The organism is Ruegeria sp. HKCCA6837 (assembly GCF_013034475.1).
Lineage (GTDB): Bacteria > Pseudomonadota > Alphaproteobacteria > Rhodobacterales > Rhodobacteraceae > Ruegeria.
Window position 1 is genome coordinate 1 of sequence record NZ_WQGD01000036.1, and the last position, 13,866, is coordinate 13,866.

The following is a 13,866-nucleotide window of genomic DNA, read 5'->3' on the forward strand; positions in this document are numbered from 1 at the left end:
CCCTTGTTCCCCCCTCTCGACCAAAGTAGTGGCCCAATTTTACGGGGCAAAGACAAACGGACCTCCTAAGGTCAGGGCCACAGCTACGCCAGCCAGGTTTCCAGTGCCGACGCGTGAAGCCAAACTTACTGTCAGCGCTTGAAACGGAGTAATACCTCTTTTGTCCGTGCTCTTCGAAGACGTGAGTACGCGCACCATTTCCCCAAAATGAAGAAACTGAAGTGCGCCAAGACGAATTGTAAAAAAGATACCGGTTCCAAGAAGTCCGTAAATTAATACGTAGTTCCAAAGAACCGTGTTTATGCCATTAACCAATACTTCCATAGCACGCCTCTTGATAATTCAAGCACTTCCCGGAAGGCAAAAACAGCCTGCCTAGTTTTTCATCATGCACGAAGATGCGAAAATTGTCAGGAATAAGCTGCGCGATACTACTAACGGTTGACGTGGGTAGCACTGACTTTGAGGCACAGGCTTACGGTTACTTATTCATTTGGTAATCCGCTTAGCAGTCATTCACGCACAACTCAGCGAATGACCGGTTTGAGCCCGAAGCGGTCATTCATCCTCCCTTCAGTCATAAGCGGCTGATCCAAATCAAGTCAGCCTTTCGAGCACGCGCTAATATCATTTTGCGTTGTTGACTAACGGGAGTACGGCAATGAAGAAAATATTCATGAGCGTGAGCTTGAGTGCATTGTTCACGGGCGCGGCATTGGCGCAAGACTACTCTGGTGAATTCGCGATAAACCCCGAAGATGTCCGACTTGGTCAGCGCGGCTATTCGCCCTTTGTCGACCAGTCCTTTCCAAACCGGGTGTTCTGGGGTGATACCCACCTGCACACCTCCTACTCGACTGACGCCGGGATGATTGGCAATGTGCTCGATCCCGACGAGGCTTTCCGGTTCGCGCGCGGAGAGAAGGTGCGCGCGTCGCTTGGCGAATTCGCGCAACTTGTGCGTCCGCTCGATTTTCTGGTCGTCGCCGACCACGCCGAAAACCTTGGCCTGGCGCCCATGATCGAAGAGTCGAATCCACAGCTCTTGTCCAATACCTGGGGGCGCGAGATCCACGATCTCGTGCGCGGCGGCGACCCGCTTGGCGCGTTCGTCAAGTGGGGCGAGGCCATGGCCATCAACACCGATCCTATTGACGACGATGACCTGACGCGCACGTTCTGGAACCGGATCGTAGAAAGCGCGGAGCGCAATTATGAGCCCGGTGTCTTCACCACTCTCCATGGGTTTGAATGGACCTCAGCCCGCGATCTGAACAACCTGCACAGGATCGTCATGTTCCGGGACAACGCAGACCGTGTCGAGGATCTCGTACCATTCTCGAACTTCGACAGCTCCGATCCGGAGGACCTCTGGGACTGGATGGAAGCTTATGAAACCCGGACCAGCGGCAAGGTCATGGCTTTCGCCCATAACGGCAACCTGTCGAACGGCACGATGTTCGATGATGTCCGGCAGAACGGGGAGGCAATCGATCAGGCCTATGCTGAGCGGCGGATGCGGTGGGAGCCGCTTTATGAGGTCACCCAGATTAAGGGCGACGGGGAAACCCACCCTATGCTGTCCCCGAATGACGAGTTTGCGGACTATTACCGGTGGGATCGTGGGAATTTTGGCAGCGAGCTCAAGACACCGGACATGTTACCGCGCGAATACGCTCGCGAGGCGCTTGCACGCGGTCTGAAATACGAACGGGAGATCGGCGCGAACCCCTACAAGTTCGGGATGATCGGCTCGACCGACAGCCATACGTCACTAGCAACTGCCCGAGACGACAACTTCTTTGGCAAGGCGAGCCTCGCAGAACCCGGCGGCGGCGACCACCGCTACGACGAGTTCATCATTCAGCCTGATTTTTTGGGTGAAGACGTCGCGATCCGCACTTACGAGACCCTTGCCGCCGGTCTCGCCGCCGCATGGGCGCGGGAGAACACCCGCGAGGCGATCTGGGACGCCTTCAAGCGCAAGGAGGTCTATGCCACGACCGGCCCGCGCATGACGGTCCGCGTGTTTGCCGGGTGGGATTTTGAACCCGACGAGGTGCACCGCCCCGACTTCGCCGCCGAGGGCTATGCGAGGGGCGTGCCCATGGGTGCTGATCTCTTCGCTGGTCCCGAGGGCGCTGCGCCGAGCTTCATGGTTCGTGCGCTCCGCGATCCGGATGGTGCGAACCTTGACCGAATTCAGATCGTCAAGGGTTGGGTCGATGCAAACGGCGACCCGCAGACCAAGGTCTTCGATGCCGCATGGGCCGGCGATCGGACGCCGGATGCGGACGAAAAACTACCCCCGGTCGGCAGCACCGTGAGCGGCGCCGATTATACCAACACGATCGGGACAGCGGGTTTGGGTGCACATTGGGTGGACCCGGAGTTCGACTCGTCGCAGAGGGCCTATTACTACATCCGCGTGCTCGAAATCCCGACGCCGACGTGGCTGGCCTATGACGAGGCGTTCTACGGCAACCTCAACCTTCCGGACGATGCCGTGAAGGTCCATCAGGAGCGCGCCTATACATCGCCCATCTGGTACACGCCTGAAAACTAACTCGGAAGCTGGCAGCAATGTCGGCTACGTCCGCGTAGCGGTCGTTCATGCGAAACAATCGCGCCGCGCTGCGGCTAACGGCAGGTTTGTCCGCAAAGTAGACGTCCAAGCAAACGCAACGAACGACTGCATTGAACCCAAAAGGGCCCCGGCAACTGGAATGCTGGCAATCAGTCCCAGAGCAAGACCGAAGTTGGTCCAATCAGAGTAGCGAATGTCACGATAAGCCATCCACAGAAAAGCAAACGGCGGTGTCAGCACGGGTAAAGAGAAGATCAAGTTAAAGAGCAATGAATGACAACCCCGTCGTGAGTTCAATTGCATTGTCCCACGGAGTAGCCAATGCGACTTTGAGCTATATCGTTCGCGCCTTCACGCCCTGAGTTTCGAAGACGAGTAGTGAAGTGACATCCGTCAAATCAGGCGGCTTTTCGAGCTTTGTGGAACGTCTCCTCCGGGCTCGGAGCAGTCGTTCACTCAATTCCGCTCAATGACTGCAATGCGGACGGAACGGCCATTCATCTACGCGCATTGAGTGACCGCTTTTCGGTGAAACTCAACGCCAGTAATATTTTGTCAGCGAGCAATTCGGGCTGATCGACACTCGCCCAATGGGTGGCGTTTTCGAGAACGACCCGATCCATAGGGTTTTCACTAAGCCATTCGAGAGTGGTTTTCGGGCAGTTTTCAGGATTGTAGAGATAGATCACTTTTGCAGCGTTTTGCAAAACCATTCCGGGCTCATATTTCGCGGAGAAACGTCTCGCATCTGCACCAAGCTGCCATAGTGCCACCGGATTAGCTTCCGATACAGCCTGTCGATATCGATGTATGATCGGTGCTGTCGTGGACATTTCGTCCAGCCGGTCGAGAAATGCTCTTCGAAATGAAGCTGGGTCATCATAGTCGGCTGCTGTCCCTGAGAAATACGCGTCGTCCGCCGTTATATTCCCCTCCAATGAAAGGATTGTCGTGAGGGAGCATCCGGGTTTCCCGGCAGCGAGCGATGCGATGATCGAAGCAACCGAATGTGCCAAGATGATTTCAGCCTCACACTCGTTCGCCCGATCTGCAACAAACTGGGCAAGAGCACTGAGGGTGGTTCTACCTGATAGCGGTGGCGCTCCAAATCCCGGAAGATTGAAGGGCAGCAATCGATAGTTTTCAGCAATATGGGTGTCAGCCAGACCTTCGAACATGCTTGCGTTGTCGCCAAAGCCTCCAATGCAGAGAATTACGGGGCAATTACCCACAGTTTGGTCAGGTCGTTCCGATGCTGTTTCAACCATCCGGTTCTCCTAGCGTCTCATTTAGCGAACTTTAGTGCTAACTCACGGTGTCAAACAAGTTGGACGGATCAACGTTTCTTGCGCTTTCGAAACCCCGCGATGTTTTCTCCGGAATGTTCGATGGAACCTTCACTTATTCTGATGGCCTAATCTGTCGGTTCCGTCTGCAATGGCTCTTTAGTGGTTGTGTCAAACGCGGTTCGCCCTGTGCAGGACAAGCCTCGGTCGGGCTTTGGCGTGCCGCTTATTTCGGCCTCGCTCGGAAAGCGCATGTTTCGGGTCGAAACAGTGCCGCGCTCGTGTAGTTACAGGTGCAGGAATTCAAGTAGGAGAGTGAGATGCGCGGACGTGATGCCCTGTTCCCCGGTTTTGACGAGCTGGTTGCCGCTGAGAATGCCCTGACGGCAAAGCTGGACATTGTTCGCCGGAACTTTTCAAGCCGCAAGGCAAATGCCGAGGAACCATCTACGGAATGGCTGAGCGAGCTCGGGCGAAAGCGGTTTGACGAGGCCGAAGACCTGGAACCCCTAATGGATTGGGTGATGGATGCGCTGGACACCGGCGGTGTTCAGATGACCCATCCCGGTTATCTTGGCCTGTTCAATCCGGCCCCAACTTTTGCGTCGGAATGTGCGGACCGCATTGCCTCGGCCTTCAACCACCAGATTTGCGTTTATTCGCATGCTCCGGCCGCCGTTGAGATCGAACAGCACGTCATCAACGAAATGGCCCGCCGTGCGGGGCTTCCAGCGGGATCAGGCGGCCACTTCACCAGCGGCGGGGCCGAGGCCAACTCGGCGGCTGTCCTTTGTGCGCTTCAGGCCAAATGCCCGGAATACAGCGATGAAGGGGTCGGTGTGTTTAATGGCCAGCCGACTGTCTATGTCTCGAAAGAGAGCCATCTCGCGTGGCTAAAGATGGCCCACTCCGCCGGGATCGGGCGCAGCGCAGTACGCCTTATCGCCACCGACGGCAAGGGCCAGATGAGCGTCGCGGCCCTGGAAGCTTCGATTGCGGCTGACCTTGAGGCTGGGTGTGTTCCGGTTCTGGTCGTCGCCACTGCCGGTACGACCAATGCCGGGATGGTTGACCCGTTGAACCCGTCGGCCGATCTCGCCGAGAGATACGGCATGTGGTTTCACGTGGATGCGGCTTGGGGCGGGGCGCTGATTGCCAGTAATGACCGCCGTAGTGCATTGGAAGGAATTGAACGTGCGCACTCCATAACGATTGACGCGCACAAGTGGTTTGCCACGACCATGGGGGCTGGCATGTTCCTGACCAGCCGTCCGGACATTCCCGCCCAGGTCTTCCGTGTGACCGCGAGCTACATGCCCGAGAGCGATGCGAGCAGGGACTTCTACCTGAACTCCACCCAATGGTCCCGGCGGTTCGTGGGCCTGCGCCTGTTTCTCGCGCTCGGAGCGGCAGGCTGGGGCGGCTATGGCGACCATGTGGAGCGCTCCATCGACCTGACCGACCGGTTGACGAACCGGTTGAAGGAGGGTGGCTGGATACACGCCAACAGCTCGGCAATGGGCGTAAGCTGCATGGTGCCGCCTGAAGGGCATGATGCCGTCCAGCGGTATGTGGATGCCATTCACGAAGACGGTCGATACTGGATTTCCAAGGCCGTTTATGAGGGCAAGCCCGTCTTGCGGGCCTGCGTCACCAATGGCCGGACGGATGAAAACGTCATCGACGGTCTCGCTGACTTGCTTCTGGATCTCTCCTAGCCTGGAGGCATCCACAAATTTGAACCAAGGGGAAAACTCATGTGCGCAGATCGTGTGACGACCGCTGTCCGCAGCCGGATCATGGCCAGCATCGGCAGCAAGGATACCAAGCCGGAACTGAAGATACGGTCGCTCCTGCACCGACAGGGGTTTCGCTTTCGCCTTCACCGCAAGGACCTGCCCGGAAAACCGGACCTTGTGTTCCCGAGATACCGGGCGGTTATCTTTGTGCACGGTTGCTTCTGGCATGGCCATGACTGCTATCTATTCAGCATGCCAAAGTCGCGGAAGGAGTTCTGGTGGCAAAAGATCGGTCGCAACAGGGAGCGTGACGAAGTGCAGCGGGAAACGCTGACAGATTTAGGCTGGCGCGTGGCAACTGTCTGGGAGTGCGCCCTGATGGGTCGGTCACGGCTTAGTATCGATGACGTTGGCGAGCGCTGCATGGCGTGGCTTCAGTCCGGTGAAGCAGCATTGGTGTTGAGGGGACGCGAGGAAGGAGAGATGAAGCCTAAGAAAAGGCTATAGCGAACAGTTTCCGGTCATTTGAGCAAAGCGCAGCATTGGTAAAATTGGGCTCGATACGGTCATTCGCCGTTGCCCGCTCGAACGTCCGCTTCTGCGCCAACGGTCAGCCACTTCATCAATGTCGACAAACGGTCGTCAGCCGGTCGGCCTACCCACACTCGAATTCAATGGTAGCGGTTCACTTGGCGTTGCATCTGGGTGCAATGACGCAAGATACGCACAACTGGGTGTATCATGGTTACTGCGTGTTCGGTGTGAGTGTGCCAAGTATTTGAAGCCTTACGAAGCATTACGACCTCCCATTGATGACCTCACGTTAACTTGGGTGAACGAGAGGTTCTGTGAACTGGGACACAGAGCGCCAGTACAAGTTTCCGCCCCCCGCCAGCACCCGCGACCAGTCTTCAGCCCCCGGAACCGATCGTCAGCGGTCGTCTCAGCGGTCTCGCAAGCTGTCCCTTCAACGGTCGGTCTAGCGGTCAAAATGCCCGTCGCAAAGCTTAGCGAATGCCCCCGAAACCGCCCCAGTTTCGGTCACCGGTCGGAAAAGCTCTTAGGTTTCATCGGTCGGCAAGGATTCCTCCGGATCGGGCGCTTCCGAAGCCAAAACCGTTATAAGCACCATCTCACGCTCCGGCAAATCGACGTAAAAATCGGTGAACAAGGGAGTCCGCGATTTGGTAGTACGGAAAGTGCCGACTATTTTGTCGTTGAGCAGTATTTTGTAGTCGGCATAGAAAAACCGATAATGAGAACATGGCACGACCTTGAATTTGTGGTCTGCAATATCGATCGTTAGTTCGCCAGAAGTAGGGTCGCGCACCGCTTTGGGTTGGGGAAGGTTGTCGTTGCGGACTCCGATTAAGCCCACGTCCCTCTTTCCTTCGTTGTAAAGGCTGAAAGAGTCACCGTTTTCAAACATCAAGAAACCGTCTTTACCCATTGTTGCGCAGACCTTGCGGCCAATTTTAAAATCAGCTTTCAACAGTTTTCCGCTTATCCGAACGGTGTGTAACGGGCGCGGCAACCCGTACTTTTTCGACAAAAAGACAGTCAAGACAAGAGCTAAAAACCAATACCATTCCATCACAAACACTCACAGCATTACATCCCCTGTATTTTCTAATACATCAGCCTGCATCGGAAGCCTTCGAAGCCAAAACTGTTAGCAGAACCATCTCAGGCTCGGACAAATCTATGTAAAGTTCGAGGTTTAACGCCCTCTCCAGCGGCGAGAAAGCCCCGTGCTCACCCTCGAAATGCCCCCGAAACCGCCCCAGTTCCGGCCACCGGTCGGAAAAGCTCTTAGGTTTCATCGGTCGGCAAGGTTTCCTACCACCCCAGCCTGTTCATCCTTTAATCACACACTGAGAAAGTGACCGCCGATTGTGGTTAAATTTCTGACGTTTAGAACTTAGCAAGTAGAGCTAAGATCCGAACGTCAAAGCAATAAGGTTGATTTCGGGCCGCACTCTCAGTTCGCGTTTCCGAAAGTACGCTTTGGTGGCCTCGGGAGAGGCTTTGTATCAGAACACAGCGAACTGCTTGTTCTGATCTGACCAGATCGCCCGGAATTCCGACTTGTACAGGAAATCCCTAACTAGGCCGTCTGATTGTTCGTCCTCAGCGATGGCATCTAGAAGACTGGGCGCCAGCGTTGCGAGATCGACCAGATCCTACATCTTGCGCTTGGATTCGCCTTTTGTTTCCGCGATCTCAGAGAACGTTCTGTCATCTATAATCATCACCAAGCAACCGCTCTAGCCGGCGATCGCTCCTCTGCAGGTGAAAAAAATACAATCAGTTTGATGTTTGATTGAGACAAAAACTCACGTTAACGTGAACGCATCATCTGGCGCGTTCGAGTGCTGTCAATAAAATCAACGTTGCGCCTCATATATACCAGAGACGAAACGAATAAAGTCGGGCGGAATATGTTCTCTTTTAAAAAATCGAAAAAGCTTCGACCGGCGATCTTTCCACACATTCAAAAAACCGCAGGCACGTCTGTGCAAGAGATCGCCCGCCGTCACTATGGCGAAAACCAAGTGTGCAGTCACGCTGATTACCAGACACTCGATCTTGATGAGTGTGCCAAATTTCCTTTTATTTCTGGACATTTCGGAATGATATTTGCTGAGCCGCTATTGGCAGATCGCTACCTTTTCACGTTCTTGCGAGAGCCGACTGAAAGAGTCGTTTCTCTGTACAAGTATTTGTCGAAGCAACCTGCTGAACAAAGTGAGCTTGCAGCCGCTGCACGCACTCAAAGTCTAAAAGAGTTTTTGTTGCAGGCCAACAAACCGAAATTTTCGCAACATTTGTGGAACGCCCAAGCTTGGCAACTGCATTCCGGATGGGGTTCTCGGAAGGCGCGCGAACAAGCCGACGCGAACCTCTTAGGTGACCCAAGGCAAATCGACCCGAACGCCCTGCTGGATCGGGCGCGACAAAACCTCCGACGGTTTGATTATATCGGGTTTGTCGACAGCTTTGAGAGCGACATTCGCAATATTTTCGCTGATCTGGGGGCACCTAAAATCAAAGTCCTTCACAGCAACGCATCCAAGGTCGAAATTCACCAACCCGATGAAGAGACGTTGGCTCTTATTGAAGAACTAACCGCTTTGGATCGCGTGATTTTTGATGAGGCAAAGAAACTAGTGTCACACCGATCCGGCGGCACGGGCTGAACTTATCCGCCGACGTAAACCCCGCTTTTCGGCCGATAGAAAATCTTCTGATCGTGAAGGCGCCCCAACAGGTCTTGAATTCTGTTCAACGCATCTTCTCGTTCTTCCCTTTGTTGCACCTTTTCAGCCCGCTCAGCATGTGAAAGTGCAGTCTGCGCCCGGCGGAGAGAGCTTTCAATCAAATCGATGTCTTCGACGGACAGTTCGAACATGTCGTTGTATTGCGGCATAAAGAACCTCCTTTGGATGTTGAAACCTTAAAGAATCTCAGGTGCGTTTTAACGGGCTGGGAGGAAGAAATAATGTGGCCCAGCAATCTGTCGTCAGCAGTCCTTCGACTATCCAAGCGAGACCAAAAAAAGACTAGTTCGGCCGCACCGCAACCAGAACGACATCAAGTTCATCCTCCAGGGCCTGCAGCTTTTGCAGCTTGTCTTTCGGAAGAGTAGCAGTACCCGCATCCACAGCGGTGAAGGCTACAATCGGGCTTCCGATTTCTTCTTCAAGTTCCTGAACCAGGTTCAGCTTGTCGGCTTTGAGTGTTGCAAGTGGATAAAGCATGGCAGTCTCCTATCTTGTGATAACTTCAAGCATAATCGATTTTCAGGAGCTTGAGTGCATTTAATGCAAAATGATCTCCAATTCTCCATGCGTCCGTGGTGACGAAGCATTTTGCCCAGGCGCGCAGTCGGGTGAAGCGCGACGGACGCCATCGGAACGGCGTGTATTGGCTAGGCTGCCGAAAAAATACAGAAACGTCTTGAGCAAAGGAAGTGGTGCACCACACGGAATACATAATATATGTTAAGTATATACTTCTAAACTAGAAAATTTATACACAAACCGCATGATACCCCCAATGGTACCCCCAGTGGCGAAATTACCTCGCCTGCATTTGCAGTGTACTTACCGTGACCATTCACCAAGTAGAGGCCAATTTTGACCTCGAGCACAACTACGCCCTCAAAGAGCACAACTACGCCCTCAAAAACCAGTCGTTCGTATGATACGAGCTTTGCGATCAATCTGGCGGCGAGCCAGCTACAGCGGTTTGAACATTGAAGGCAGTAACCTGATCATTCGCTTATGCATGCTTTAGTGATCGCCAAACGGACATTGCTGCCATCAGCGTTATTACTCCAAAGGACCACAGTCATCCTAAAGCGGACATTAAAAACATTACTTTGCAATTTCGGCTTCGCGGACGAAGCAGACTTTACACTTGTCTAGACTTGGCCACATCTGCCGATAACCTGATCCAACCAGCAGATGTGGTTTCAGCCCGAAAATTGCTGGGCAAACACCAATCCGAGATAATCCTTAACTTGTCGTTCAGCGTGCGCGCGCGTGAATGCTTCAGGGTACATAAGGATGTTCAGCCAGGTTCCGTCGAACAAGGCTTCGAGCGTAGCGGCAACCTCATCTGGCTGGCCAAACAGTGTTCTTTCCTCAGCGATCTGTTGTAGCAAAGTACGACAAGTTTCCATTCGCTCTGCGTCGATGCCCGAAGTGATCTCGCGATATACTTTTCGATGGCGGGCCTCGCCAAAGAACGCAAACCAGACAGCCAATTTTTTTCGGCTGCAAATCTTAGGGTGAAATTGCGCCTCCACAATGGCGTAAATTTTCTCGACAGGTGTCAACTCTGTCTTCATCACTCTTTGCTTCCACAAATTGCGATGCTCTTCCGCTAGCGCAACAAGGGTGTACTGCAAAAGCGTGTCCTTGTTCGCGAAGTGAAAGTTCACCAAACCCAACGAAAGGCCGGCAGTCTCACTGACCTTGCGCAGCGTCGTTCCCGATATTCCGTGACTGGCAATGCAAGTCACCGTCGCATCGATCAGTTGCCTGCGCCGTTCTTCCGGTGCCTCAACGCGATTTTTTTTCTTCACCTTTACAGCCATTTACCTGGATCCACTGAACATCCGTTCAATCAATCCCTTGCTTTTTCAATAATGTCAACGCATTGATTTGATCAAATTTGATTCTTTCAGTAGGAGCGCACTATGGCCAGCACCCTCCCATCGCACGCGCAAACCGTGATCATCGGTGGCGGATCGATTGGCTGTAACACAGCCTATCACCTAACCAAGTTGGGTATGACTGACGTCTTGGTGCTTGAGCGCGACCAGCTAACCAGTGGTACAACTTGGCACGCGGCAGGGCTTATCGTGGCAGGGCTTTTGCCGTCCGAAGCTGAATGCGAGATCTATACGCATGGGCGTGACCTTTACGCCAACCTGGAAAAGGAAACGGGCTTGCCGACCGGCTTCCGAGACGTTGGCTACCTGCAGATCGCCAACAACGAGGAACGCGTGCACGAGATGCGCCGCCTCGCGCCCTTCATGCGCCGCCACGGGATCAACATCTACGAAATCTCACCCAAGGAAACCGCCGACCTCTTCCCCATCGGCGACCTCAGCGACGTGTTGGCCGGTTTCTACATTCCCGAGGATGGCCGCGCCAACCCCGTCGATGTGACCATGTCGCTTGCCAAAGGCGCGCGCATGGGCGGCGCGAAGATTTTCGAGGGCGTGACTGTTTCCGAAATTATGGCCAGAAACGGCACTGCCACCGGCGTCAAAACCGCTGATGGCCAAACCATCACAGCCGAAAACGTGGTGATCTGCGGCGGCATGTGGTCCCGCCAATTGGGCGCGAAAGCGGGTATCAATCTGCCACTTCAGGCCGCGGAACACTACTATCTCATTACCGAGAACATTGACGGCCTCAGCCGCGACCTCCCCGTCCTCGAAGATCCTTCGACCTATACCTATTACCGCGAAGAGGTCGGCGGCCTCATGCTCGGACTGTTCGAGCCGGGCGCCGCCCCCTGGAAACTCGACGGCATCCCCGAGAACTTTGCCTTTGGCGAAATCGAACCCGACTGGGACCGCGTCGGCCCGCATCTGGAAAAGGCCTATTCCCGTGTTCCCGATGCGCTGAACGTCGGCGTGCGCAAACTCTTCTGCGGCCCCGAAAGCTTTACTCCAGACCTTGCCCCCTTGGTCGGAGAAACACCCGAGCTTCGCAACTGCTTTGTGGCCTGCGGGATGAACTCGCTTGGCATTCTGAACGGTGCGGGCACCGGCAAGGTGCTGGCCGAATGGATCGTCAGCGGCCATCCGCAGATCGACGTCACCGGCATCAATGTCAACCGCTTCACCCGGCACGAGGCGACCAAGGCCTTTCGCCGCGACCGTGGCCCGGAACTCTTGGGCAAAATGTTCGGCCAGCATTTCCACAACGAAAACTACCACACCGCCCGCGACCTAAAACGCTCGGTCCTGCATGACCGGCTGGCAGCAAGCGGCGCCTGGTTTGCCGAAGGCCACGGCTGGGAAATGCCCGACTGGTTTGCCCCCTCGCCAGAGCAGGCAAAGATCGAGACATACAGCTGGCAGCGCCAGAACTGGTTTGACTGGCACGCCGAAGAACACCGCGCCGCCCGCGAGGATGTCATAATCATGGACATGTCCAACATGTCCAAGTTCAACGTCGAAGGCCCCGACGCGCTTGCTTTGATGAGCCGCCTCTCGTGCAATGACATTGATGTGGAACCGGGACGCCTTGTCTACACGGCTTGGGTCAACGAACAGGGTGGTTTTGAGGCCGACCTGACCGTGACCCGTCTGACTGAGGACCAGTTCATGGTGGTCGTAGGCGAAAACAGCCACGGTCATACCCTGATGCGCATGAAGCGCCACATCCAGGAAGGCGAGGTCGTTGTCATCACCGATCTAACCCCTGCCATCACCCAGATCAACATCCACGGGCCCAAAGCCCGGATGCTGATGGAGAAAGTCACCTCAGCCGACATGTCGAACGAGGCCTTTCCCTTCATGACCTGTCAGGACATTGACGTCGGCTATTGGGTGGTGAAAGCCTTCCGCGTGACGTTCGTGGGCGAGCTTGGCTGGGAACTGCAAGTACCCTCATACGCCGCCGTTCAGGTCTATGATCTGCTAAAGGAGGCAGGCAAAGAGTTCGGCCTGCGCGATGCGGGCATGCAAACCCTGAACTCGCTGCGTCTTGAGAAAGCTTACCGCGATTTTGGCCTCGATGTGGACAACACTGACAACCCGATCTCCGCAGGCCTTGGCTTTGCCGTGAAACTCGACAAACCCGGCGGCTTCATCGGTCGCGATGCTCTTGCCGCGATCAAAGCCGAAGGCGTGCCAAAGGTAAGGATGCTGCAATTCTTGCTGAAAGATCCCGAACCGCTGCTTTACGGAAACGAGTGCCTCTATCTGAACGGGACCGAGGTCGGCCATCTGCAAATTGGTGGATATGGCCACTCGCTTGGCGGGGCTGTCGGTATTGGCTTCGCTGAGCTGGACGCGCCCCTCACAACGGCCATCATCAGTGAGGGAACGTGGGAGGTCGAAGTGGCGGGGGAACGCATACCCGCAACGGCCTCGTTGAAGCCCTTGTTTGATCCAAAGATGGAGAAGATCAAGTCTTGAGTTATTCTCTAAACCTATAATCTGCAGCGCGCAGACAAGGCCTCGCTTTGCGTGCTTTGCTAGCTTTCGTTTTCCGCAGCCTTTCAGACAAACACTACCTAGGCGAGCGCTTTCATCAGCTTTGCGGATTCTTTTTTCATCACAAGTGCTGAACGCTTCGCCACTAACCAAGTTCATTTTGGGCTCTTCTTCGACACCTGAGCGGTTCGGTCAGATGTCAGCAAAGCCGCGTAAAGAAGCCCTTCAAGACGACGGAACCGAGGTGCGAGGTCCGCTTCAGTGCCTGAACGACCGCTCCTGCCAGCACCGGCCATTCGCTGCTACAGCTTCAAAGGTCTGGGATGCGGACAAACCGGCCGTTCTCTGCGGCCTTGCGAACCTGCAGATTCTCTGAAGCCGGCGTAAGCGCTCGAGGAATATACATTTTGTGAAACCTGATCAGCAGCTCATAGTTTAGAGTACACTTGTTTTCAGTTCGTATGTAGGGAACGATTCAAAAAATGGCCGATCAGCCCAACATTCTGACCCGAAGTTGTCTAGCCCCCGTGTTCTGGGCCATTTCGGACTAGAGTTTCGGGGACTGGTGGG

The 13,866-nt window shown here is 54.7% G+C and carries 12 protein-coding genes; 5 read left to right on the forward strand and 7 right to left on the reverse strand.

Features of this window, described 5'->3' with window-relative positions; genetic code table 11:
* Positions 1-39 precede the first annotated feature (39 nt).
* A complete protein-coding gene (locus tag GOV91_RS21935; RefSeq protein WP_171237057.1) occupies positions 40-324 on the reverse strand; it encodes an alanine:cation symporter family protein in 285 nt (94 codons plus the stop codon).
* Positions 325-661: 337 nt separating this feature from the next.
* Here GOV91_RS21935 and GOV91_RS21940 point away from each other — a divergent pair, with 337 nt between their 5' ends.
* Positions 662-2,566, forward strand: a complete 1,905-nt coding sequence (locus tag GOV91_RS21940; RefSeq protein ID WP_171237058.1) for a DUF3604 domain-containing protein — start codon at positions 662-664, stop codon at positions 2,564-2,566.
* A gap of 518 nt (positions 2,567-3,084) precedes the next feature.
* On the opposite strand, the gene GOV91_RS21945 is transcribed toward GOV91_RS21940, so the two are convergent.
* Entirely contained in the window at positions 3,085-3,855 is a 771-nt protein-coding gene (locus tag GOV91_RS21945; RefSeq protein WP_171237059.1) for an alpha/beta fold hydrolase, read from the reverse strand.
* 338 nt (positions 3,856-4,193) lie between these two features.
* Here GOV91_RS21945 and GOV91_RS21950 point away from each other — a divergent pair, with 338 nt between their 5' ends.
* Complete coding sequence (locus tag GOV91_RS21950; protein ID WP_171237060.1) at positions 4,194-5,591, forward strand: pyridoxal-dependent decarboxylase; 1,398 nt, start codon at positions 4,194-4,196, stop codon at positions 5,589-5,591.
* 39 nt (positions 5,592-5,630) lie between these two features.
* The gene (locus GOV91_RS21955) at positions 5,631-6,119 is read left to right on the forward strand and encodes a very short patch repair endonuclease (RefSeq protein WP_171237061.1); all 489 of its coding nucleotides are present in this window, start codon (positions 5,631-5,633) and stop codon (positions 6,117-6,119) included.
* Positions 6,120-6,672: 553 nt separating this feature from the next.
* Here GOV91_RS21955 and GOV91_RS21960 read toward each other — a convergent pair.
* Entirely contained in the window at positions 6,673-7,206 is a 534-nt protein-coding gene (locus tag GOV91_RS21960) for a hypothetical protein (RefSeq protein ID WP_171237062.1), read from the reverse strand.
* A 43-nt stretch (positions 7,207-7,249) separates the two neighbouring features.
* Positions 7,250-7,435: a hypothetical protein gene (locus GOV91_RS21965; RefSeq protein WP_171237063.1), complete on the reverse strand. Its 186-nt coding sequence runs from the start codon at positions 7,433-7,435 to the stop codon at positions 7,250-7,252.
* Positions 7,436-8,053: 618 nt separating this feature from the next.
* On the opposite strand from GOV91_RS21965, the gene GOV91_RS21970 reads away from it, so the two are divergent.
* Positions 8,054-8,812, forward strand: coding sequence for a sulfotransferase family 2 domain-containing protein (locus GOV91_RS21970; protein WP_171237064.1), 759 nt, complete (start codon positions 8,054-8,056; stop codon positions 8,810-8,812).
* 2 nt (positions 8,813-8,814) lie between these two features.
* Here GOV91_RS21970 and GOV91_RS21975 read toward each other — a convergent pair whose 3' ends face one another.
* From GOV91_RS21975 to GOV91_RS21985, 3 genes are all read right to left on the reverse strand, one after another.
* Positions 8,815-9,042: a hypothetical protein gene (locus GOV91_RS21975; RefSeq protein ID WP_171237065.1), complete on the reverse strand. Its 228-nt coding sequence runs from the start codon at positions 9,040-9,042 to the stop codon at positions 8,815-8,817.
* Between the two features lie 133 nt (positions 9,043-9,175).
* Entirely contained in the window at positions 9,176-9,373 is a 198-nt protein-coding gene (locus tag GOV91_RS21980; protein WP_171237066.1) for a hypothetical protein, read from the reverse strand.
* Between the two features lie 716 nt (positions 9,374-10,089).
* Positions 10,090-10,716, reverse strand: a complete 627-nt coding sequence (locus tag GOV91_RS21985; RefSeq protein WP_171237067.1) for a TetR/AcrR family transcriptional regulator — start codon at positions 10,714-10,716, stop codon at positions 10,090-10,092.
* Positions 10,717-10,818: 102 nt separating this feature from the next.
* On the opposite strand from GOV91_RS21985, the gene GOV91_RS21990 reads away from it, so the two are divergent.
* Positions 10,819-13,278, forward strand: coding sequence for an FAD-dependent oxidoreductase (locus tag GOV91_RS21990; RefSeq protein ID WP_171237068.1), 2,460 nt, complete (start codon positions 10,819-10,821; stop codon positions 13,276-13,278).
* Positions 13,279-13,866: the final 588 nt, after the last annotated feature.